We start from the raw sequence: 21,833 nt of genomic DNA, 5'->3' as shown, positions 1-21,833 counted from the left end.
GCGCGCACAACCGCGGGCGCCGATCATGTGCCGAGTCGCACATTGCCCGGTCGTCGGGGCGCGTGCCAGAGTGCCGGGCATGGCCCACCCCCTCGCGTCCGACGCCCCCGAATCGCACTCGACCGCCCCCGCCCCGGCGGGGGTCTTCGACTGGCTGGACGAGGCCGCCGCGCTGCGCGCCGACGCCGGGCTGACGCGGACGCTGCGCAGCCGGGAGGCCGAGGACGGGCTGCTGGACCTCGCGGGGAACGACTACCTCGGGCTCACCCGGCACCCGATGGTGACCCGGGCGGCGGCGGACGCGGCGCTGCGGTGGGGCGGCGGGTCGACGGGGTCGCGGCTGGTGACGGGCACGACGGCGCTGCACACCGAACTGGAGGCGGAACTGGCCGCGTTCTGCGGGGTGGAGGCCGCGCTGGTCTTCTCCTCCGGGTACACCGCCAACCTCGCCGCGCTCACCGCGCTCACCGACCCGGACACCGTCATCGTGTCCGACGCCTACAACCACGCCTCCCTCATCGACGGCTGCCGCCTCGCGCGCGCCGACGTCCACCGCGCCCCCCACAGCGACCCGGACGCCGTCCGCCGGGCGCTCGGCGAGCGCACGCAGCGGCGGGCGCTGGTCGTCACCGACTCCGTCTTCTCGGTGGACGGCGACGCCGCCCCGCTGCCCGCCCTCTCCGCCGCCGCCCGCGCCCACGGCGCCGCGCTGCTCGTCGACGACGCCCACGGGCTCGGCGTCCTCGGCCCCGGCGGCCGCGGCGCCCTCGCCGCGGCCGGCCTCGCCGGGCAGCCCGACACCGTCGCGACGGTGACGCTCTCCAAGTCCCTCGGCTCCCAGGGCGGCGCCGTCCTCGGTCCGCGCCGCGTCATCCGCCACCTGACCGAGACGGCCCGCACCTTCATCTTCGACACCGGCCTCGCCCCCGCCGCCGCCGGCGCGGCCCTCGCCGCCCTGCGCCTCCTGCGCGCCGAACCCCACCGCGCCGACCGCACCCGCGAGGTCGCCCGCACCCTCGCCGCCCGCCTCACCGCCGCCGGCCTGCACGCCTGCGAACCGGACGCCGCCGTGGTCTCCGTCCGCGCCCCCGGCCCCGAGGCCGCCGTCGCCTGGGCCGCCGACTGCCGCCGCGCCGGCCTCGCCGTCGGCTGCTTCCGCCCCCCGTCCGTCCCGGACGGCATCTCCCGCCTGCGCCTCACCGCCCGCGGCGACCTGACGGACGCCCAGATCGCCGAAGCCGTCCGCACCATCGCCGACCTGGCCCCGGCGGGCGCCCGGCTGGGCTGACCGCCGGCGGCCTGCAGCCGCGGTCCCGCCGAGGACCGCGCGAGGCCGGCATGCCGTCCGGTCACCCGGCCACCGCCCCGGCCAGGCGCCGGGCGAGCTCGGCGTCCAGCACCTCGACGTCCTCGGGGCTCGGGTCGTAGCCGTTCCACGCCTTGAGGGCCGCGCGGGCCCGCTCGGCGTGCTCGGTCCTGTCCGTCGGAGGGGGCACCACCCCGGCGAGGCGAACGAGGTAGGCGCGGAGCGGTAGTTGCTCGGCGGCCGCCAGCGCGGCGAGCCGGTCGCGGGCCTCGACCGGAATCCTGATCTCGGCGTCGGTCATGATGTGCTCCCTTCCGTCGTAGCCCAGGAACACGGCCACACGCCGCCTTGTGCCCGGACCGGGCGAACCACACCCGATCGGGTGACGGCAACCAGGGGTCGGCGGCGGGCGTCCCCCCGTGGCGGGGGTGGGTCATGGCGGATCGGCGGGCGGTGGCCGTGGTCGTCGGGGTGCTGCTGCTCTGGTTGTCGGGGTGGCTGGTCGGCGGGCCGGTGCGGCAGTTCGAGCGGGCGGCCGGGCTGGTGGGGGTGTCGGGGGAGTTCACGGCCGCCACGTGCGTGATCTCCGCCTACGAGGACGGGCCGCCGCCCGCGGACTGCCGGGGCGTGTTCCGGCCGGACGGCGGCGGTGCGGCGAACGAGCGGGCGCGGATCTGGTCCGGGGCCTCGGTGGGGCAGGGCGTGCGGGCGGTGTGCGAGGGCGACGAGTGCCACGTCGTCTCGGCGGCCGAGGTCGCGCGGACGGTCACCTTGATCTCGCTGACGCTGCTGCCCGGCGCGGTCGGGCTGCTGGTGATGGTGGGGCTCGGGCTGGGCATGGCCGAGGGAAAGGCGATGCTCGTGCCGGGGGTGGCGGCGCTCGTCCTGGTCGTGGTGCTGACGATCGCCGGGGTGGCCTGGATCGCCCTGGCCGTCATCGGACTCTGAGGCCGCCCAGCTCCGCCAGGAAGACGGTGTCCGCGCCGTCCCGCCCGGCGGCGATGCGCGGGCCGGCGACGATCGGCGCGATCGCGCGGCACCAGGCGAGGACGCGGGCGGGGTCGGAGCCGGGTACGAGCGCGCAGAGGCCGGCGATGCGACGGTCGAGGTCCGCGCGGGACGTCACGCCGTCGAGCACCCAGTCGACGAGGTCGAAGTCCGGGTCGCCGAGCGTCGCGCGCGGGTCGATGGCGACCGGTCCGTCCGGCCCGTCGAGGACGTTGCCGGGGTGCAGGTCGCCGTGGACGAGGGCGACGGGGCCGTCCGCCGCGAGGGAGAGCGCGAAGGCGCGTGCCGACGCCGGGACGAGCCCGGGGGCACGGCGCTCGGTGAGGTCGAACAGGAAGTCCACCCGCTGCGCCAGCGACGGCAGGGCCACCCCGTCGACGGGGACGGAACGCAGCGCCGACAGCAGCTCCGCGACCTCCTCCGGCCGCCACGCCCGCTGCCGCAACGTCGTTCCCGGGGCGACGCCCGCGAGCAGCAGTGCGCCCGTCGCGTCGTCGTGCGCGAGCAGCCGGACGACGGAGGGCAGGCCCGCCCAGGCCCGCAGCGCCGCCTCCTCCTCGGCCGCGACCCGGCGGTCCGGGGTGAGCTTGAGCCACACGGTGGCGCCGGCGCCGTCCGTGCAGCGGAACACCCGGGCCGTCCCGCCCCCGCCCGCCGCGACCACGCTCAGGCCCCAACGGCCCGCGAGCCCGTCCACGAGCGCAGGCAGGGCGTCGCACCACGCCTCCGCCGACGGCCCGAAGCGGACGGCGAACCGGGCGCGGACGTCTTCCGGGACGACGGACGGGGCCATCACGGCCGCCCCACGATCAGTAGCACCTCGGCGCCGACGGGCTTGTACCCGGCGGCCTGGAACGCGCGGACGCTGGTCGCGTTGCCCGGCGCCTGCTGCGCCCACAGGACGTCGCCCTCGGGCAGCAGGTGTCGGGCGGCCGTGGCCAGGGCCCGGCCGAGGCCGCGCCCGCGGGCCTGCGGGTCGACCTCGATGGCGGCCTCCCAGCGGCCGGCGACGCCGCGGCCGAGGACGAGCACGCCGCCCTCGGCGGTGAACACGCGGACGTCCTCGCGGTACCGCAGGGCGCGGACGACGCGCGGGTGCTCCCGGTCCTCGACGGGGGCCAGCGGGAGCGGCGGCGGGCCGGGCAGGCGGGTGGCGACGGTGAGCAGGTCGATGTTGTTGACCACGCGCCCGGTGCGCGCGGCGAAGGCGGTGAGGAACGGCGGGCAGAGCGGCGCGGCGAGCGGATCGCTCGGCACGGCGGCGAGCGTCCCGTGCACCCAGGCCGGGTCCTCGTCGGTGAAGACGACCGCGTGCGCGGAGAACGACAGCACACCCGCCTCACGCTCCGACGGCTGCGGGACGACCGTCACCGCTCCGTCCGACGGCGGGAAGACCCCGCCCTCCGCGTCCGCCAGAATCTCCGCCAGCCCCCGTGTTCCCATGGCGCCGAGCCTAGCGGGCTACGTCACGTCACTTCTTCTTGGCCCGGCTCGGCTGGACCCGCGTCGGCTCGCCCTCGGCCTTGGGATGGTCGGGCGGGTACGGGAGTTCGCCGAGGCCCTCGTCGTGCAGCTGCTTGTCGTACAGCTCCAGCAGCGCCTCCAGGCGGAACGCCTCGCCCTCCATCCCGGCGTTCAGGTCGCCGAGTTCGGCGAAGCGGGCGGGGACGGTCCGCAGGTCGAAGTCTTCGGGGGCGGCGTCGTCGAGCTCGTCCCAGCGCAGCGGGGCGGAGGCGGTGGCGCGGGGGCGGGCGCGCAGGGAGTAGGCGGAGGCGATGGTGCGGTCCCGGGCCATCTGGTTGTAGTCGACGAAGATGCGCTCGCCGCGCTCCTCCTTCCACCACGCGGTGGTGACCTTCCCGGGCATGCGCTGCTCCAGCACCCGGCCGAGCGCGATCACCGCGTGCCGGCCGTCGGTGAACGTCCACTCCGGCGCCAGCGGGACGTAGACGTGCAGGCCGCGCCCGCCGGAGGACTTGGGCCAGCCGCGCAGCCCGAACTCCTCCAGGAGCGCCCGCAGTTCGTGGGCGGCGCGGACGGCGTCGTGGAAGTCGGTGCCGGGCTGCGGGTCGAGGTCGATGCGCAGCTCGTCGATGTGGTCGGTGTCGGCGCGGCGGACCGGCCACGGGTGGAAGGTGAGGCAGCCGAGGTTCGCGGCCCACAGGACGGCGGCGGGTTCGGTGGGGCAGATCTCGTCGGCGGAGCGCCCGCTGGGGAAGTTGATGCGGGCGGTGGGCAGCCACTCGGGCAGGCCCTTGGGGGCGCGCTTCTGGTAGAAGAACTCGCCCTCGACGCCCTCCGGGAAGCGCTGCAGCGTGGTCGGCCGGTCGCGCAGCCCGCGCAGCACGCCGTCGGCGACGGCCAGGTAGTACTGCGCGACGTCGAGCTTGGTGAACCCGCGTTCCGGGTAGTACACCTTGTCCGGGTTCGACAGGCGGACGGTGCGCCCGGCGACCTCCAGTTCCACGGCTGAGCCCATGCCTCTCACGCTAAGCGCGCCGCGCCCGCCGCGCGCCTTTTGGCGGCGCGCGCGAGGATCGGACCCATGGACCTGCCCGTGATGCCGCCGGTGGCGCCGATGCTCGCCAAGTCGGTGGCGAAGATCCCGCCGGGGATGCAGTACGAGGCCAAGTGGGACGGCTTCCGCACGATCGTGTTCCGCGACGGCGCCGACGTCGAGCTCGGCAGCCGCACCGGCAAGCCGCTGACCAGGTACTTCCCCGAACTGGTGGTGGCGTTGCGGCGGGAGCTGCCGGAGCGCTGCGTGGTCGACGGCGAGGTGGTCATCGCCCGGGACGGGCGGCTGCGGTTCGAGGAGCTGCTGGAGCGCATCCACCCGGCCGCGAGCCGGGTGAAGCTGCTGGCCGAGCGGACGCCCGCCTCGTTCGTCGCCTTCGACCTGCTCGCGCTCGGCGACGCGTCGCTGCTGGACGAGCCGCTGTCGGCGCGCCGGGCGGCGCTGGAGTCGGCGCTCGCCGGCGCCGCCGACCCGGTGTTCACCGCCCCCGCCTCGACCGACCGCGACCTCGCGCAGACCTGGTTCGCCGAGTACGAGGGCGCGGGGCTGGACGGCGTGGTGGCCAAGCCGCTGGACCAGCCCTACCGGCCGGGGGAGCGGACCATGTTCAAGATCAAGCACGAGCGCACCGCCGACTGCGTGGTGGCCGGCTACCGCGAGCACAAGAGCGGCCCGGTCGTCGGCTCGCTGCTGCTCGGCATCAACGACGCCGGGGGCCGGCTCCAGCACGTCGGCGTGTGCGCCGCCTTCTCGATGGCCCGGCGCCGTGAACTGGCCGAGGAGCTGGCGCCGCTGCGCCTGACGGACCTCTCCGAACACCCGTGGGGCGCCTGGGCCGACGAGGCCGCGCACGCGGAGGGCAGGCTGCCGGGGGCGGTCAGCCGGTGGACCGGCACCAAGGACCTCTCGTGGGTGGCGCTGCGCCCGGAGCGGGTGGTCGAGGTCGCGTACGACCACATGGAGGGCACGCGCTTCCGGCACACCGCCCAGTTCCGCCGCTGGCGGCCGGACCGCACGCCGAAGAGCTGTACGTACGACCAGCTGGACGAGCCGGTGTCGTACGACCTGGCCCGGGTGCTGGGCATGTGACGGAGCGTCCAGGAGGAGGCCCGACCCCGGAAGGGTTGGGCCTCCTCCCTTGATGCGCTCAAGCCCGCACGGTGGAGGGCGAGTTGCCCGCCGGGATCAACGGCGAGATCCCGGTGGACGCCGAACTCGACGCGGAGCCCGAGGCCGACCCCGAAGGCGACCCCGAAGCCGAGCCGGAGGCCGAGGCCGACCCCGATGCCGGTGCCGACGGCGCGGCCGTCGCCGGCGGGATCGAGTAGACGTACTTCGGCGAGAGGATCTTGGTGATCTCGTTCGCGAACAGCGAGGACGGCTCCGAACCCTGGTACAGCACATCGGTGTTGAGCTGCAGCGCCAGCGTGCTCTGCGCCTGCGGCAGGTACACCGCGACGCTCTCGTAGCCCGGCATCGAGCCGTTGTGCCCGATCCACCCGTTGTTGTTGAACAGCCCGAAGCCGTAGCCGACGCCGGGGTCGGGGGTCGGCAGGGTCTTGAGGCGCTCGACCTGGGTGGCAGGCTTCACGAGGGCGCCGGTGGCCATGGTCTTGGCCCAGCTCTCCAGGTCGGCCACGGTGCTGATGATCGCGCCGGCCGTCCAGGCCCAGGACGGGTCCCAGTTCGTGGCGTCCGCGATCGCCCCGGTCGGCGTCTGCTCGGTGTAGCCGTGGGCGTACGGCGAGGGCATGGTCCGGTCGGTGGCGAAGCTGGTCTGGCCCAGCGTGGCCGGCGTGATGACCTGGTCCGTGATGTACTGCCCGGCCGGCTGCCCGCCGAGTTTCTCGACCAGTTTGCCCAGGATGATGTAGTTGCTGTTGTTGTACTGGAACTGCGTGCCGGGCGGGGAGACGGCCGGGTGCTTGTATCCGTAGGCGAGCAGCTGGTCCGGGGTGAACACGTGGTTCGGGTCGTTGATCAGGGTGTTCACGAAGTCCGGGTCGGAGCTGTACGGGAACAGCCCGCTGCGCATCTCGCCGAGCTCGCGCACGGTGATCCCGTCGCCGCCGGGGACGCCGTCCACGTACTTGGAGATCGGGTCGTCCAGGCCCACCTTGCCCTGGTCGACCAGGCGCAGCACGGCGGTCGCCGTGAAGGTCTTGGTCTCGCTGCCGATCCGCAGGTGGAGCGAGGGGTCCATGGCCGTTCCGGCGGTCTTGTCGGCGACGCCGAAGGACTTCAGGTACGTCCCGCCGGGGGTGATGATCCCGACGTTGATGCCGGGGACACCGGTCTGGGTCAGGACCCGCTGGACCGCCGCGTCGAGCTTGGCGGTGACGTCCGGGGTGAGCGCCACGACGCCGTTCGGGGACGTGCTGCCCGACGGGGAGGCGTAGGACGGGCTGAGCGCGGCCGGTTCGGCGGTGATCACCGGCTCGGCGGCCTGCTTCCCGGACGACGAGCCGGAGCAGGCCGCGGCGGAGAGCAGGCCGGTCAGCGCCAGTGCGGCGGCGCCCGCCCGGCGGACCGGGCTGGGCGTGGCGGTGCACCGGGGGACGGCTATGGACCGGGGAACGGCCGGGCGCGGCCGTCGGGTCTTGGTCATGGATCGAGGCGCCTCTCTGGGGCGAATCTCTGGGGCGGAGGGCCCCGGAGCCGCTGCTCCACGGGGCCGCACGGGAGCAGCGCCACCGTAAGCACCGCTGCCGACCGGCCGCGCGCGGGCCGACTTCCGGCTGATCCGAACGGGCCCGCCGTCAGCCGAGTGCCCCAATCCGGCTGGCGGCGCGCTGTCAAGTACCCCGTCCGGCCACCCGGTTGGTGTCGCCGTGGCGGCCGCACGCTCCGCCGAACGGGTGGCCGACGGCACGCCGCACCCGCGCCGGGGCCCAGCTCGGGCACGATCGTTTAGCCCAGCTGTGGCCGCCCTTAAGAATTCCTCGATGGACCGCACCCCTCCCCACCAGGCAGATTTCTGCCTGCCCGGAGGTGCGGTCGCCAGGAGCGGCCGCTGCGGGCCGCCTCGGCCTGCCCACGTCCGCAGGCGCCCATTCGCACGTCAGGAGCCGAAGCCCGTGAAGGCACTCGTCAAGCACAAGAGCGAGCCCGGACTCTGGCTGATGGACGTCCCGAAGCCCGAGATCGGCCCCGGCGAGGTGCTGATCAAGGTCCTGCGGACCGGCATCTGCGGCACGGACCTGCACATCCGCAAGTGGGACGGCTGGGCGCAGCAGACCATCAAGACCCCGATGGTGATCGGCCACGAGTTCGTCGGCGAGGTCGCCGAGATCGGCGCCGGCGTCGCGGACATCGCGGTCGGCGACCTGGTCAGCGGCGAGGGCCACCTGGTCTGCGGCAAGTGCCGCAACTGCCTGGCCGGCCGCCGCCACCTGTGCCGCAACACGATCGGCCTGGGCGTCAACCGCGACGGCGCGTTCGCCGAGTACGTCGCCCTGCCGGCCTCCAACGTCTGGGTGCACCGGGTGCCGGTCGACCTCGACGTGGCCGCGATCTTCGACCCGTTCGGCAACGCCGTGCACACCGCGCTGTCCTTCCCGCTGGTCGGCGAGGACGTGCTGGTCACCGGCGCCGGCCCGATCGGGATCATGGCCGCCGCCGTCGCCAAGCACGCCGGCGCGCGCAACGTGATGATCACCGACGTCTCCCCGTACCGCCTCGACCTGGCCCGCGAGGTCGGCGTGACGCTGGCGCTCAACGTCGCCGAGCACACCATCGAGGAGGGCCAGCAGAAGCTCGGCCTGCGCGAGGGCTTCGACGTCGGCCTGGAGATGTCCGGCCGCCCCGAGGCGATGCAGTCGATGATCGCCAACATGACCCACGGCGGGAAGATCGCCATGCTCGGCCTGCCCGCCGACGACTTCCCGGTCGACTGGGCCCGCGTCGTCACCTCGATGATCACCATCAAGGGCATCTACGGCCGCGAGATGTTCGAGACCTGGTACGCGATGTCCGTGCTGCTGGAGGGCGGCCTGGACCTCAGCCCGGTGATCACCGGCCGCTACGCCGCCGACGACTTCGAGGCCGCCTTCGACGACGCGGCCGGCGGGAACTGCGGCAAGATCATCCTCGACTGGACCGCCTGAGCCCGCCTGAGCCCGCCTGAGCCCGCCGGAGCGCGTCAGCCCCGCCGGACCGCCTGAGCACCGCCCCGCTCCGCCCGAGCACCGCCCGCCCGAGCACCGCCCGCCCGAGCACCCGCCCCGCCGAATCGACTAGGAGACCGTTCGTGTTCGACAACGTGCGCGCCGACATCGCCGCCACCCTCGACGAGATCCGCGAGGCCGGCCTGTTCAAGCCGGAGCGGGTGATCGGCTCTCCGCAGAGCGCCGCCGTCACCGTCACCGGCGGCGGCCGCCCCGGCGAGGTGCTCAACTTCTGCGCCAACAACTACCTCGGCCTGGCCGACCACCCCGAGGTGCTGGCCGCCGCCAAGGACGCGCTGGACCGCTGGGGCTACGGCGTGGCCTCGGTGCGCTTCATCTGCGGCACGCAGGACGTCCACAAGGAGCTGGAGGACCGCCTCTCGGCGTTCCTCGGCCAGGAGGACACCATCCTGTACTCCTCCTGCTTCGACGCCAACGGCGGCGTCTTCGAGACCCTCCTCGACGCCAACGACGCCGTCATCTCCGACGCGCTCAACCACGCGAGCATCATCGACGGCATCCGGCTCAGCAAGGCCCGCCGCCACCGCTACGCCAACCGCGACATGGCCGACCTGGAGCAGCAGCTCAAGGAGACCCAGGACGCCCGCCGCCGCCTGATCGTCACCGACGGCGTCTTCTCGATGGACGGCTACGTCGCCCCGCTGCGCGAGATCTGCGACCTCGCCGACCGCTACGACGCGATGGTCATGGTCGACGACTCGCACGCCGTCGGCTTCGTCGGCGCCGGCGGCCGCGGCACCCCCGAGCTGCACGGCGTGATGGACCGCGTGGACATCATCACCGGCACCCTCGGCAAGGCCCTCGGCGGCGCCTCCGGCGGCTACGTCGCCGCCCGCCGCGAGATCGTCGCCCTGCTGCGCCAGCGCTCGCGCCCGTACCTGTTCTCCAACTCGCTCGCCCCGGTGATCGCGGCCGCCTCGCTGAAGGTGCTCGACCTGGTCGAGAACTCGAACGAGCTGCGCGAGCGGCTCGCGGCCAACACGGCGCTGTTCCGCACGAAGATGACCGAGGCCGGGTTCGAGATCCTGCCCGGCGACCACGCGATCGCCCCGGTGATGATCGGCGACGCGGCGAAGGCGGGCCGGCTCGCCGAGCTCCTGCTGGAGCGCGGTGTGTACGTGATCGGCTTCTCCTATCCGGTCGTGCCGCACGGCCAGGCCCGCATCCGGGTGCAGCTGTCGGCCGCGCACTCCACCGAGGACGTCGAGCGCGCCGTGGCGGCCTTCGTCGACGCGCGCGCCGCGCTCGGGGAGTAGCCCCGCCGGGGCCCGGCCCCCATGAACCGCCCGTGGCCGGTCCGCTCGGAACCGGACCGGCCACGGGCTCCAAGTACCAACTGCCCCACCCTCCCGCCCGGGAGGGGGAAGCCGTCCCCCCGCGGCTTCCCCCTCCCGTTCGCGGTTCCGGCGCCCGGTCCCCGCCGGTGCGGCGGCGGCCGCGAGCACCGCCGCGGTCGGCGTGAAGATCGGCACAAGGACGGCCAACGCCCTTTCCGCACGGCGGAATCCGGGCCGCCGCCGGTCGGCGCCCGGCCGGCCCGGCCGGGATCACCCCGGCGCGCTGGCAGAATTGGGGTGTGATCGACGCACGACGGCTGCGGACCCTCCGGGCCGTGGCGGACCACCGCACCGTGACCGCGGCCGCGGCCGCCCTCTACCTGACCCCTTCCGCGGTCTCCCAGCAGCTGGCCGCCCTGGAGCAGGAGACCGGCCACCACCTGCTCGCCCGCGAGGGCCGGGGCGTGCGCCTCACCGCCGCCGGGGAGATCCTGCTCGGCCACGCCGACGCCGTCCTCGCCCAGCTCGAACGGGCCGAGGCCGACCTCGCCGCGTACAGTGCGGGCGTCGCGGGGGAGGTCACCGTCGCCTCCTTCGCGACCGGCATCGCCCTCGTCCTCGCCCCCGCCATCGGCCTGCTCGCCGCGCGCGCCCCCGGCGTGCGGCTCAAGGTGCTGGACGCCGAGGGCGACGCCAGCCTCCCGATGGTCCTCGACGGGCGCGCGGACCTGGCCGTGGCCGTCGAGTACCGCGGTGCCCCGCGCGCCGACGACGCCCGACTCACCCGCGTGCCGCTGTACGCCGAGCCGTTCGAGGCCGTCCTGCCGCTCGGCCACCCGCTGGCCGCCGGCACCGGCCCGATCGCCGTCGCCGACCTCGCCGCCGAGCCCTGGATCGGGCCCTACCCCGGCAACCCCTGCCACGACGTCGTCCTGCTGGCCTGCGAGCACGCCGGCTTCCAGCCCCGCCTCGTCCACTCCTCGGACGACTTCCGGGCCGTCGTCGCCCTCGCCTCCGCCGGCGCGGGCGTGGCCCTGGTGCCGCGCTCGGCCCTGCGCGGCGTCGACCTCGGGCAGGTGGCCGTCCGCCCGGTGGACAGCGAGCTCGCCACCCGCCGCGTCTTCGCCGCGGTCCGCGCGGGCGCGGACGGGCACCCGCTGATCCGCCCGGTGCTGGACGCCCTGGCCGAGGCGGCCACGACGACCGCCTGAGGTCGTACCGAACTGCCGGGCCCGGGAGAACGAGCCGATCGGCACCGTCCCGTCGGCCCCGTTGCGGGACCTGGCAGCGGACTCCGGCACGAGTCCCGACTTCCGGCGCAGGCAAGGCCTCTACGGCGCGAGTGGAGCTCGCCGGGCATTCACCTGAGTACATGGCCCGGACACGGGCCCCACCCATTTGGGCGGCGCGTGCGGCGGGTCAACCCGCCCGGGACATCCGGTGTCGTGAAGATCGCTTCAGGAGGTGGCCCCCGTCGTGATCGTCATCATCGTGGTCCTCGCCGCCGCGCTGTCGGCGTCGGTTGCTGCGAACCGGTACCTGCGCCCAAGGATGGTCACCGAGGCCGACCAGGGGATGAAGGTCCAGGAACTGATCGGCCCCATGCAGACCCTGACCATCCTGCTGCTGGCCTTCGTCCTGGTCACCGCCTCCGCTTCGTACGCTCAGGCCGGCGACGCGGCCCGCCGCGAAGCCCACGAGCTGGCCCACCTGGCCGCCATGGCCACGTACGCCCCCGAGCCCCAGCAGAGCCAGCTGCTCCAGGACGTGGTCTGTTACGCCCGTACCGTACGGACGGCCGAGTGGCCCGCCATGGCCGCCGTGCGCAGCTCGGACGCCTCGGACCAGTGGAGCTACGCATTTCGCGGAGTGTTCCGGACACTGCGCACCGAGCAGGCGTTCGGGATGCTCGTCGCAGCCGACGACCAGCGCTCCCTCGCGCGAGAGGAACGGGTGGCGCAGGCCAGCCCCAGCATCCCGGCTCCGATCTTCTGGTTCCTGCTGACCGTGCTCGCGATGACGGTGATCGCCCTGGGCATCGCCGTGCCACACCGGGACAACCGCGGGCAGCTCGCGGCGCTCGTCGCCATCACCGTCCTGCTGGGCAGCGCGCTCGTCATCATCCAGAACGTCGACCGGCCCTTCGACCAGCTCATCAACGTCCCGCCCACGGCCATCCACACCGTCGAGACCCAGGTTCTGCACGACCTCCAAGCAGCCCACCCCGGGGCCGTGCTCCCGTGCGGTGCCGACGGAAACAGGAGCTGACGTACTGGCCAGGCGTGTCGTCGCATCGGGAGGGATCCGGCCGTGCCCGCTCCCGCCAGGCCGGGGTTGGATCGGCGCTGCGAGCCTGATGCAGGTGGTGTCACAGAATCCACTAACTCGCTCTCTGGCTCTCTGGCTCTCTGGCTCTCTGGCTTTCTGGCCGCGCGGTCTTCTTGTCGACGATTCCCCGCCGAGTCCGGACGCCCGCAGGAAGTGAGGACTCATCGGCGGTGTCTGCCCCGGCGTGCCGGAGCCGGGTAGGGGATGCGCAGCCTGCGGGCCAGCGGGGCGACCACGGAGTCGGCCCCGAGCGGGCGGGCCAGCACCAGCACCGAGGCGAGGACGGCCGCCGAGCCGAAGCCAAGTGACGTCATGGCGGCGATCGCCCCGCCGTCCAGCAGGTCGTCGGACCATCCGGCCAGGCAGTACCCGGCCAGCGCGCCGGGCGCGCCGGCGATCACCAGCGTCAGGTGGAGGCGGACGATCCCGCCGTCGTCCAGCCCGCTACGGGCCGGCGTGTATTGGGTGCCTGCCGGCGGAGGGCTGGTCCGGAGCGCCTCGGCCTCCCGGCGGAGTCGGCGGTCCAGCGCCCGGCTGGTGAGGGCGGCACCGATCAGTACGGCGAGGGTGTGCGCCACCGCCATGCCGACGATGATCCAGCGGCTCGGCAGCACCAGGAAGGCGACGGCGGAGAGCAGCACGTTGCTCCCCGCGGTCACTGCGGTGAGCCAGAAGGGCGTGCGGGCGTCGCCCATCGCGTAGAAGCCGCGGGCCAGCGTGTACTGGGCGCAGAAGGCCGGCAGGCCGAGCGCGAAGGCCGCCAGGGTCTGGGCGATCACTTCGGTGTCGGCGGTCGAGACGCCGCCGTGACCGTAGGCGAGGTCGGTGATCGGGCCCGCGAGGGCAAGGAGGCCCAGGGTGGCCGGCACGATGATCCCGGCCGTCGTCCGCAGGGTCCGGGCGAGTTCCCGGCCGACCTCGGTGAACCGGCCCGCCGTCGCCGAGCGGGACATGCCCGGCAGGATCGCCGTCACCAGGGAGACCGAGACGATGCCCTGGGGGACGTTGAAGAGCAGGTAGGCGTTGTTGTAGGCGCTGTAGCCCAGGCCGGCGGTCAGTCCGTCCCCGTGGGCCTTGGACAGCGCGCCGGTGGCCAGGTTCGTGATGGCCAGGAAGGACAGCTGAGTGACCACAACCAGCAGAAGGGCCCACCCGGCCGCCCGCAACGGGCCGGCGAGGTCGGCGCCGCGCCAGTCGAATCGCGGGCGGTAGCGGAAGCCGGAGGCGCGCAGCGAGGGCAGCAGCGCGAGCGCCTGCACCAGGACGCCGAAGGCGCTGCCCAGGCCCAGCAGAGCGGCTCCGCCGCCGGAGACGTCCTCCGCCGAACCCGCGTAGTCGTACAGCACCAGGTAGAGGGCGAAGACGGCGATGACGACGGCGTTGTTGAGCACCGGGGCCCACATCATCGCCCCGAAGCGGTCGCGGGAGTTGAGCACCTGCCCCAGCAACCCGAACAGCCCGTGGAACAGGATCGCCGGGAGGCAGTACCTGGCCAGCGCGAGGGTGAGTTCGCGCTGCGCCGTGTCGTGCGGACCGTAACCGGTGTACGCGTCCACGATCGTCGGCGCACAGGTGAAGGCGAGCGCGGTGATCACGAGCAGCGCCGTCCCACAGGCCGTCAGCAGCCGGTTGGTGTACGCCGCGCCGTGGTCGTCGTGCTGCTGGGCGGCCCGGACCAGCTCCGGGACGAAGACCGAGTTGAGGACGCCGCCGATCAGCATGATGAAGATCGTGTTCGGCAGCATGGTCGCCACGGCGTAGCCGTCCCCGACCGCGGCGGTGCCGAGGGCGGCGGCGATCACCGCGGCCCGGACGAAACCGAGCGCGCGCGAGGTGAGCGAGCCGAGCGCCATGATCAGGCTGCCGCTGGAGGTCCGACCGGCCCTGGCGGTGGCAGACGCTTCGTTGACGGTTGGACCGGTGGCCGGCGTGACGCCGGGTGCCGGGATGGAGATGCTGGGAGGCACCGGGGCCGACGGAAGCCCACCGGAGGGGGTGGCCGTCGGGATGTCGTACGGGCCGGTCGGCTCGCAGGTGCTGGGTATGGTCATGTGGTTCTCTGTCTCTCGGTGCCCGGGGCGCTTCGGTCGGATGCTGCTCAGCCCGTCTTCGCGGCGATCGTCCGGGTCAGCCAGGTGAACGCGGACGGGACCAGCCGCGTCCACGTGGAGGTGAGATGCGGCCCGTCGACCTCCACCGGGGTGACGGAGGTCGGTGCCTTGGCCGCCTTCTGCAGGGCCAGCGCGTCCTCGTAGCCGTCGCCCTTCTGGCCCGTCAGGTAGAGGGCGACATTCGGCGGTGTCTGCGCGTGGGTCAGCGCGTACAGCGGGTTGGAGATCTCCCGCAGGTGCGGGTCCTTCGCGGTGAGCGAGTCCCGCTGACCGTTCGGGTCGTTGTAGCCGGACATGCCGATACCGGCGTGGTAGCGGTTCGGATGCGCCAGGGCGAGGCGCGCGGCGCAGTGTGCGCCTGCCGAGTAGCCGGCCACGGCCCAGTTCTCGGGGCCGGGCTCGGCGCGGAAGTTGTCGAGGATCATCTGCGGGACGTCGCGCGCCAGCCAGGTCTCGGCGTTGACCTTGCCGTCCACGCCGGAGATCCGGTCCTTCACGTCGGTCGTCCTCACGTCCTTCGGCACCGCGTTGTCGTCGACCGGCCCGAACTGCTGGATGACCTTGGGCTGTTCCGGAGCGCCGGGCCCGACCTTGTTGGGCACCGCTTCCTCGACTGGTGGCACGGGAACGGCCCGTACGTGGCTGTCGGTACCGAGCAGGTCTCCCCAACTGCCGTAGAGCTGGTTGCTGTTGTTGACGACGACGAACACCAGCGTGATGGCGGTCGCTTGGGTGAAGAGGACCATGGCGAGGCGACTTGCGAAGCGGAGTGGCTGCGGACCGCCCACCCGGTTCCAAAGGGACATCAGGAGGCCCACGGAAAGGGGGACGAAGACGATCGAGAGAAAGAGAAAGAGTGAGCCAGTCAGTTTCATGTGGGTGAGGTTCGGAGGGATGACTCTGCTTGAGTCCTGACGCCAAGGCGGTCGCTCGGCTCGCCGTGTGTTCAGGGGGAGAATATGAGCCGACATGACGACTTTCGTTGACTCGTCGGCCGCCGAAATATGGCGAACCGGCTGGCGCGGTCCGCGGATCTCAGGTAGGCCTGCGGGTCCTACGATGATCGCGACAGCGGAGGCCTCCGGCGCACTGCCGCCATCGCAGCCACCGGGGCGGCCGTAGCCACCGGCGGTGACGTGTGCCGGCGGTCTTGGCGTTGTCGCAGGCGGTGAGGAGGAGGACGGGGCCTCCGATCAGGCCCCTGAGTACACCGCGTCGGCTCAAGCGGCCCTGGGTCGGCCCGCCCTGACCGTCTCGGGCCGTCACGTCGTGTTCTCGCTGCCGGTCGTTCCTGGTGTCGCCGCGTCTCGGTCCTGTTTGCTGACCGGGGCCCCGATCAGGCGAGCGTCGTGTCGGCTCACCTCTCCTTCGTCGAGTAGCTCTTGGGAGACGTAGGTGCCCTGCGTCCCCGGCCTGATCTCGACCAGGTGCTCATCGGCGAGCAGTTCGAGGGCCTTGCCGATTGTGTCGGTCCCGACTTTGTAGGCGGCCGCGAGCGGCTTGCGTCCCGGCATCCGTCCGCTGAAGCGGCCCTCCCGGATGCGCTCGCGCAGATCCGCCGCCACACCGACCCACACGGGGCACGCGGAGTCGTCCGGGCACAGCCGGAGTGGTGGGCGTAGCCGGGTGGTGGCGGCCCGCCGGACGAACTGTGCTGTGGATAGCGGGATTCGGTACCAGTGCGCGATCTTCCATGCGGGAGGTAGCTGGTCCGGCGGCAGGCCCGCGGGAAGTCCTCTGACCAGGTGGGTGGCGAGCGTCTTGTAGTGCGGCCGGCTTCTCGCCTCGGCCGGCGTGGGTTCCTGCGGATTCGTCTTCATGTGGATCATCCGGAAGGCTTGTCGCGGTGGGATTCATGGCCTGGGGGCATCGGGCACTGTTCGTCCTCAAGGCCCTGGCTCGGGTGGCTGGTCGGTCGCGGGCCGCTGTGCCGTCGGGAGTGGCGGGGTGGCCTCGAACGGTCCGGGGACGGGGAAGTAGTCCTGGAGAAAGGCTGTGATGGCCCGGTCCTGCTCGGCGTGGTCGAGGTGGTCGAGGTGGTCGAGAGCCCCGTCGTTGAGGCAGAAGGTGTCTGTCGCGCGGTCGTGGAGGAGCGCGGGGAGCCGGTCGAGTTGGGCCTGCCGGCCGATGTCGGTGTCGTGGTGCCCGAGCCGGCCCCACGCGACGTGGCCGGTGAGGTAGCCGCGGGCGACGGCCAGGGTGATCGGGGCGATGTCGGTGGGCGAGCGGAACACGGAGCGAGCCGTGTCGGCGAGTTCGGCGGCGAAGTCCTCGGCGCTCTCGGTGAGCAGCGTGCGGGTCAGCGGGTACGGCGTGTGGCGGAGCGTGTTGGTGGTGTCCCGGCCGAACCTGCGGTGTACGAGGGCGCGGGTGTTCTTCTGTGCGGCGACGTACTCGTCGTCGGAGGCGGTGACCGGCCCGGGCGGGATCACTCGGGAGTCGAGGTTGACGAGCGGGACGCCGTTGCCCTGGAAGAACTGCTCGGGGCGCAGTGGTCGTCCGAGGAACATGTCGTCGTTGAAGTACAGGAAGTGCTCGGCGAGGTCGGGAACCCGGTGGAGCTGGGTCTCGATGGCGTGGGAGTTGAAGACCGGCAGCGTCGAGGGGTCGGTGAAGAGCTCCCGGTGGTGGACCACGGTGAGGTCGGGGTGCTCGGTCGTGAGCCAGTGGGGCAGCTGATCATCGGTGACCAGGTGGATGTGGCGGATCCAGGGTGTGTACATCGCGATCGATCGCAGGCAGTAGCGCAGTTCGTCGCGGTTGCGGAAACGCTCGTCGCCGGTCCCGCTGGACGGCGGGCCGGGAAGGTCCGGGAGTGCGGTGAGTGCGGCGGCGCGGCGGGCTTGCCAGACGGGGTCGCCGTCGTCGACCCAGGTGATGACCGCGTCCACCGGGAAGGTGATGTCGTTCAGGCGTGCCCGGGTGAAGGTGGCCGGCACCGGGAAGTCCCGGTCGGCGATCCGTACGGTGGAATCCGCTGCGAGGGAGGGCGTCCACCAGCCGAACGGCGGTTCGTGGATCGCGGCGATGGCGCCTTCGGAGGGTTGTGCGGAGTCCCAGAAGTCCAGATCGCAGCCGTACTCGTGGCCGTAGAAGAGGCTCCGCCCGCTCGTCACCACCGGACGGTAGAGCCGCACGCCCTTGACCCGTACGGGTTCCGGCTCCGGGGCAATGGAGTCGGTGTGGTCTGCGGTTGCGGCGGCGGGCTTGATATGGCCCTCCAACTCGGCCACCGCGTCCGGGAGTTCCTCCGCCAGGACGGTCCGATGTGTGTGGTCGTGGCCGAGGAGATCGGCGTAGACGGGAACGCCGCGGAACGCCGTGGCGCAGGCTGCCAGTACGTCGGCCCGCAGCCCTGGTGGGATCACCACCCACTGGCGGGAGCCGTGGCGGGGGATCGGCGCGAACGTGATCCCGCGTGTGCGCAGCACGTCGGTGATCTCCGTGAAACTGCGCAGGAAGGCGTCCGCGGCGAGTAGGTCGTCCCGCACCTCGGTCACCAGGCCGCGTTCCCGCACCAGGCCCGGGTGCAGGGCCAGCAGTTCTTCCTCGCGCCGGTGGCGGAGGTCCTCGGCGCTCGGAGGAACCGGCTCCGGCGTCGCCGGCACCGCACTCGGGCGTGCCCTGCGGGCCGCGGCGCGCAGGGCACGCCCGGCCGTGCGGAGGCGGAGCACCAGGCCTTCTCGCCCGAACGCATCGGCGCCGTCATGACGCCCGGCCCGACCGGACTCCGGGGGCCCGGCATCGGAGTTCCCTGTCGATGGCTCGGGCGGATCGGTCAGGTGGACGGCCTCGGCGAACGTTGCCGCGCTGCCCGGGATCGACTCCACGATCCGGATCTCCTTCTACTTCCAGGTCTGATGTGTGGCGGGCACGCCATCCCGCGTCGACCCGCAGATCCACGACATGAGGCTTCGCCCCGTCATCGAGCCGGCCGGACAGGTCACCGGCGGTCTGAGGGTTTGCGGCCCGCCGCGCTACGCGGCGTCGGTATCCCGGTCCTTGGCGGGCCGTCCGGGCGCGGCGGGGGCGACGGGCAGGCGGCGCAGGTCGCGGCTCAGCAGTGCGGCGGCGGTGGCCAGCACCACCAGCACGGCGCCGGACAGCAGCGTCGCCCGTTCACCGGCCAGATTGGCCACCGGGCCCGCCAGCATCTCGCCGACGGGCAGGGCGATGAACGACCCCAGCGCGTCATAGGAGTAGACGCGGGCGAGGCGGTCGGTGGGGATGTTCTCCTGGAGCGACACGTCCCAGGCCACTCCGAACTGCTCTAGGGCCACGCCGTTCAGGAACATCGCCACACCGAGCAACAGGGCGTGCGGTGCTTCGGCGAGCACCACCAGCGGTACCGCCTCCAGCGTCACGAGGGCCACGCCCAGGCGCAGCGCGTGCCGGGTGCGTGAGCGCGCGGCGAGGACGCCGCCCGCGACGGCGCCGATCATCTGCGCGGCCAGGACTGCGCCCCACCAGCCGCGCCCGAAGGTGTCGTCGGCGATGCCGAGCCCGAGGACCTGGATGCCGCCGGCGACGACGGCGTTCACGACGGTGAACTGGAGGACGACGGCGACCACCCAGGTGTGGGCGGTGAACTCGCGCCATCCCTCCCGCAGTTCATGCAGGGGGCGGGAGCGTTCGGCCGGCCCGTTGTCGTTCGCCGGGACCCGGACACCGTGGAAGCACACCGCGGCGAGGAACAGGCAGAGCGCGTTGGCCGCGAGTCCCCATCCGGGGCCGATCAGGGCGGCGACCACACCGCCGAGCGAGGCCCCGACGATCATGCCGATGTTGGTGGCCATGCGCATCAGGGCGTTGGCCGGCCGCAGCACGTCCGCGGGGACGGTCTGCGGGGTCAGCGCTGCCGAGGCCGGCAGCGAGAGTGCGGACAGCGCGCCGTTGGCCACGCCGAGGGCGACGAGGAGAGGTACGGAGGTCCAGCCGAGGAGGACGGTCAGTGCGATTACGGCCTGCACCAGGGCGGCCCCGGCCGCCGAGCCCTGGAGGATCACGGTCCGGGAGAACCGGTCGGCGACGACGCCGCCGAGGAGCAGCAGCGCGACGTTGGCGAGCGATCGCGCGCCCACGACGAAGCCCAGGTCGGTCGTCGATCCGGTGAGGTCGAGCACGGCGAAGCCGAGCACCACGGGCGCCATCGCGTTGGCGAAGTAGATCAGCGACCGCCCGCCGGCGAGCTGCCGGAAGTCGCGGTGTCGCAGCGGCAGGAACGTCCGACCGTCCCCCGGGGAGGGCCTCATGCGGTTGGATCCTCGGGGTCTCGGCCGGTCTCGCCGCAGCTCAGCGATATCCCGGAGCCGGGGTAGTCCACGGCGGGCGCATCGGGGTCCCGGACCACATGCCACTCGACGAGATCCGAGAGCGACACGGTGGCGGTGCCGGCCCCGGGCACGTCCCTGCCGGCGGTCACATTCGTCACTCTTCACCCCTTCGAGAACATTCAGGTGCGAACGAACCTACGAGCGGGGGTGGTTGCGCAGGTGAGTATTCAGATTCACGAAGTGCGACAAACCAGTGATGCTTAAGTGGATGCGAGAGGTGAATCCGGTTTCTGTCGCGGTCGCGTTGGGGCCGCCTGTGGCGAGACCAAGGCGACTGCAAGGCAGCAAGAAGTTGTGAGTTCTCCCGATCAGCCCGGGTCCTTCGCCCCTGAGCCTCGGGTGCCGGTCTCCGTAGCATGGCTTCTGCGGTCACAAATGTGGGTGCTCGCACCGGTTTTTCAGAAGCCTGCCCGTCACCGTCGCGGCCGTAGGGTGCTACGTCTTCCTGAAGGGCAACAGACGGCTCGGGCTGGCCACCGCGGCCGCCTCGGCCGCCGCACTCGCACTGATCTTTCTCTGCGTCATCCCGGCGTTCCAGCCGGACGGGAAGTACGCCTACTTCGCCGTCGCCGCCGGAGCGGGCCACACCGGGCCCCTGCACCACCTCCTCAACTCCCGGTGGCCGCCGCAGAAGCTGTCCATCCTGGCGCAGCTGCTGGGTCGCTCGTCTTCTGGACGCCGCTCTCCTGCGTCGTGCCCGCGGTGCTCGCGTTCTGGGCCGGCCAGACTCTGGCCGTCACCGAACTCAGGGCCCACGACAACCGCGACCTGGCTCTCCTGTACCTGGAACGCCCGGCCACCGGCGTCACCCCCATCGCCCTCGCCACCTCCGTCGCCATGGGCGAACCGCTCAAGGCCGTCGGCTACGGCCGCACCAAGGACGAGTGGGTGCCGGTGTCACGCGCCCAGACCTCCGTCAGCGTGGAGGACAAGGGCATCACCGCGTCCTCGCTCAACGGCGATGTCAGCGGCGCCATCTGCCGCGGCGACGCCGGCGGTCCCGTGATCAACGGCAAGGGCGAACTCGTCGGTGTCACCAGCACCTCCTCCCTGCACAACTGCATAGGCGAGCCCGCCGGCAAGAACCAGGCCGTGATCACCCGTACCGACAACGTCACGGACTGGGTCAAGGACGCGAACGCGCACACCTTCGCCTTCACCGGAAAGGCCTCCGGCAAGGCACTGGACGCCAAGAGCGACGGCAGCGTGATCATCTGGGACCACTGGGGCGGCGACAACCAGAAGTTCACCCACACCCGCGCCAAGGAACTGCGGGTCTTCGGCAGCAACTGCCTCGCCCCCGCCGGCGACACCTCCAAGCTCCCCGCTCCGATGCACGCCGTCGCCTGCACGGGTGAGAGCAACCAGAAGTGGAACCTGGACAACGCCGACAACACCATTCGCCACCAGACCACCGGCCTGTGTCTCGAAGTCAAGGGCTGGGGAACCGACAACGGCTCTCCCGCGACCCTGTACACCTGCACCGGCGGCGCCAACCAGAAGTGGACCAAGCCGTAGCAACTCGCCGGAATACGTCCGGCACCAGGGCTGTGCGGTTGTTCACGGCCCGGGCCCGTGATTCCGTCGAACGGTGAAGGCCCTCCGGCAACGACGAATTCCAGGGTGGCGGCAACACGGCGATCAACCGGCTGCGGCCGGGAATCGTAGCGAGACGCTCGGAGCGGGCTCAGAGCCCAGCGTCAACGTGTGTGCAAGTCGCGTGGAGAACATTCAGCCCACGAGAACCTCCCAGACGAGCGGGGCG

The 21,833-nt window shown here is 72.6% G+C and carries 18 protein-coding genes; 8 read left to right on the top strand and 10 right to left on the bottom strand.

Features of this window, described 5'->3' with window-relative positions; genetic code table 11:
- Positions 1-79 precede the first annotated feature (79 nt).
- Positions 80-1,288: an 8-amino-7-oxononanoate synthase gene (locus ACFVU9_RS19140; protein ID WP_387594584.1), complete on the top strand. Its 1,209-nt coding sequence runs from the start codon at positions 80-82 to the stop codon at positions 1,286-1,288.
- Between the two features lie 61 nt (positions 1,289-1,349).
- On the opposite strand, the gene ACFVU9_RS19135 is transcribed toward ACFVU9_RS19140, so the two are convergent.
- Positions 1,350-1,607, bottom strand: coding sequence for a hypothetical protein (locus ACFVU9_RS19135; RefSeq protein WP_387594582.1), 258 nt, complete (start codon positions 1,605-1,607; stop codon positions 1,350-1,352).
- 134 nt (positions 1,608-1,741) lie between these two features.
- Here ACFVU9_RS19135 and ACFVU9_RS19130 point away from each other — a divergent pair, with 134 nt between their 5' ends.
- Entirely contained in the window at positions 1,742-2,254 is a 513-nt protein-coding gene (locus ACFVU9_RS19130; protein ID WP_387594580.1) for a hypothetical protein, read from the top strand.
- Here ACFVU9_RS19130 and ACFVU9_RS19125 read toward each other — a convergent pair.
- The 3 genes from ACFVU9_RS19125 to ligD are packed head-to-tail and all read right to left on the bottom strand — an operon-like array spanning position 2,241 to position 4,793.
- Positions 2,241-3,107 carry an aminoglycoside phosphotransferase family protein gene (locus ACFVU9_RS19125; RefSeq protein ID WP_387594578.1) on the bottom strand — a complete coding sequence of 289 codons (867 nt, stop codon included), beginning with the start codon at positions 3,105-3,107 and terminating at the stop codon, positions 2,241-2,243. The genes ACFVU9_RS19130 and ACFVU9_RS19125 overlap by 14 nt on opposite strands.
- On the bottom strand, positions 3,107-3,757 hold the full coding sequence (locus ACFVU9_RS19120; RefSeq protein WP_387594576.1) for a GNAT family N-acetyltransferase: 651 nt from the start codon (positions 3,755-3,757) through the stop codon (positions 3,107-3,109). Before ACFVU9_RS19120 ends, ACFVU9_RS19125 begins: the two co-directional genes overlap by 1 nt.
- A 28-nt stretch (positions 3,758-3,785) precedes the next feature.
- Positions 3,786-4,793 (bottom strand): non-homologous end-joining DNA ligase, encoded by a 1,008-nt coding sequence (ligD, locus tag ACFVU9_RS19115; protein ID WP_387594574.1) that lies wholly within the window; start codon positions 4,791-4,793, stop codon positions 3,786-3,788.
- A 66-nt stretch (positions 4,794-4,859) separates the two neighbouring features.
- Between ligD and ACFVU9_RS19110 the strand changes: the two genes are divergently transcribed.
- The gene (locus ACFVU9_RS19110) at positions 4,860-5,921 is read left to right on the top strand and encodes an ATP-dependent DNA ligase (protein WP_387594572.1); all 1,062 of its coding nucleotides are present in this window, start codon (positions 4,860-4,862) and stop codon (positions 5,919-5,921) included.
- Positions 5,922-5,979: 58 nt separating this feature from the next.
- Here the strand turns inward: ACFVU9_RS19110 and ACFVU9_RS19105 are convergent, their stop codons facing one another.
- Positions 5,980-7,440, bottom strand: coding sequence for a serine hydrolase domain-containing protein (locus ACFVU9_RS19105; protein WP_387594570.1), 1,461 nt, complete (start codon positions 7,438-7,440; stop codon positions 5,980-5,982).
- A gap of 469 nt (positions 7,441-7,909) precedes the next feature.
- Between ACFVU9_RS19105 and tdh the strand changes: the two genes are divergently transcribed.
- From tdh to ACFVU9_RS19085, 4 genes are all read left to right on the top strand, one after another.
- Complete coding sequence (gene tdh / locus ACFVU9_RS19100; protein ID WP_380445828.1) at positions 7,910-8,938, top strand: L-threonine 3-dehydrogenase; 1,029 nt, start codon at positions 7,910-7,912, stop codon at positions 8,936-8,938.
- 143 nt (positions 8,939-9,081) lie between these two features.
- Positions 9,082-10,275 carry a glycine C-acetyltransferase gene (locus ACFVU9_RS19095; protein WP_387594568.1) on the top strand — a complete coding sequence of 398 codons (1,194 nt, stop codon included), beginning with the start codon at positions 9,082-9,084 and terminating at the stop codon, positions 10,273-10,275.
- 320 nt (positions 10,276-10,595) lie between these two features.
- Positions 10,596-11,507, top strand: coding sequence for a LysR family transcriptional regulator (locus ACFVU9_RS19090; protein ID WP_380444857.1), 912 nt, complete (start codon positions 10,596-10,598; stop codon positions 11,505-11,507).
- 265 nt (positions 11,508-11,772) lie between these two features.
- Complete coding sequence (locus tag ACFVU9_RS19085) at positions 11,773-12,564, top strand: hypothetical protein (RefSeq protein WP_387594566.1); 792 nt, start codon at positions 11,773-11,775, stop codon at positions 12,562-12,564.
- Positions 12,565-12,785: 221 nt separating this feature from the next.
- On the opposite strand, the gene murJ is transcribed toward ACFVU9_RS19085, so the two are convergent.
- The 5 genes from murJ to ACFVU9_RS19060 form a co-directional block, all read right to left on the bottom strand.
- Positions 12,786-14,675 (bottom strand): murein biosynthesis integral membrane protein MurJ, encoded by a 1,890-nt coding sequence (murJ, locus tag ACFVU9_RS19080; protein ID WP_387594564.1) that lies wholly within the window; start codon positions 14,673-14,675, stop codon positions 12,786-12,788.
- A 47-nt stretch (positions 14,676-14,722) separates the two neighbouring features.
- Positions 14,723-15,481, bottom strand: a complete 759-nt coding sequence (locus ACFVU9_RS19075) for an alpha/beta hydrolase-fold protein (protein ID WP_387594562.1) — start codon at positions 15,479-15,481, stop codon at positions 14,723-14,725.
- A gap of 516 nt (positions 15,482-15,997) precedes the next feature.
- Positions 15,998-16,564 carry a GntR family transcriptional regulator gene (locus ACFVU9_RS19070; RefSeq protein WP_387594560.1) on the bottom strand — a complete coding sequence of 189 codons (567 nt, stop codon included), beginning with the start codon at positions 16,562-16,564 and terminating at the stop codon, positions 15,998-16,000.
- A 57-nt stretch (positions 16,565-16,621) separates the two neighbouring features.
- Positions 16,622-18,409: a Stealth CR1 domain-containing protein gene (locus ACFVU9_RS19065; RefSeq protein WP_387594558.1), complete on the bottom strand. Its 1,788-nt coding sequence runs from the start codon at positions 18,407-18,409 to the stop codon at positions 16,622-16,624.
- 303 nt (positions 18,410-18,712) lie between these two features.
- Positions 18,713-19,987 (bottom strand): MFS transporter, encoded by a 1,275-nt coding sequence (locus ACFVU9_RS19060; RefSeq protein WP_387594556.1) that lies wholly within the window; start codon positions 19,985-19,987, stop codon positions 18,713-18,715.
- Between the two features lie 699 nt (positions 19,988-20,686).
- On the opposite strand from ACFVU9_RS19060, the gene ACFVU9_RS19055 reads away from it, so the two are divergent.
- Positions 20,687-21,586, top strand: a complete 900-nt coding sequence (locus tag ACFVU9_RS19055; RefSeq protein ID WP_387594554.1) for a ricin-type beta-trefoil lectin domain protein — start codon at positions 20,687-20,689, stop codon at positions 21,584-21,586.
- Positions 21,587-21,833: the final 247 nt, after the last annotated feature.

The sequence above is a fragment of the Kitasatospora sp. NPDC057936 genome, from assembly GCF_042887525.1.
GTDB lineage: Bacteria > Actinomycetota > Actinomycetes > Streptomycetales > Streptomycetaceae > Kitasatospora.
The sequence above is the reverse complement of the archived record's forward strand: the minus strand, read 5'-3'. Positions and strand labels throughout refer to the sequence as shown.

Coding starts and splice junctions, on each gene's coding strand:
- ACFVU9_RS19140 (WP_387594584.1), top strand. CDS start 80: ATGGCCCACCCCCTCGCGTCCGACGCCCCCGAATCGCACTCGACCGCC.
- ACFVU9_RS19135 (WP_387594582.1), bottom strand. CDS start 1,607: ATGACCGACGCCGAGATCAGGATTCCGGTCGAGGCCCGCGACCGGCTC.
- ACFVU9_RS19130 (WP_387594580.1), top strand. CDS start 1,742: ATGGCGGATCGGCGGGCGGTGGCCGTGGTCGTCGGGGTGCTGCTGCTC.
- ACFVU9_RS19125 (WP_387594578.1), bottom strand. CDS start 3,107: ATGGCCCCGTCCGTCGTCCCGGAAGACGTCCGCGCCCGGTTCGCCGTC.
- ACFVU9_RS19120 (WP_387594576.1), bottom strand. CDS start 3,757: ATGGGAACACGGGGGCTGGCGGAGATTCTGGCGGACGCGGAGGGCGGG.
- ligD (WP_387594574.1), bottom strand. CDS start 4,793: ATGGGCTCAGCCGTGGAACTGGAGGTCGCCGGGCGCACCGTCCGCCTG.
- ACFVU9_RS19110 (WP_387594572.1), top strand. CDS start 4,860: ATGGACCTGCCCGTGATGCCGCCGGTGGCGCCGATGCTCGCCAAGTCG.
- ACFVU9_RS19105 (WP_387594570.1), bottom strand. CDS start 7,440: ATGACCAAGACCCGACGGCCGCGCCCGGCCGTTCCCCGGTCCATAGCC.
- murJ (WP_387594564.1), bottom strand. CDS start 14,675: ATGACCATACCCAGCACCTGCGAGCCGACCGGCCCGTACGACATCCCG.
- ACFVU9_RS19075 (WP_387594562.1), bottom strand. CDS start 15,481: ATGGTCCTCTTCACCCAAGCGACCGCCATCACGCTGGTGTTCGTCGTC.
- ACFVU9_RS19070 (WP_387594560.1), bottom strand. CDS start 16,564: ATGATCCACATGAAGACGAATCCGCAGGAACCCACGCCGGCCGAGGCG.
- ACFVU9_RS19060 (WP_387594556.1), bottom strand. CDS start 19,987: ATGAGGCCCTCCCCGGGGGACGGTCGGACGTTCCTGCCGCTGCGACAC.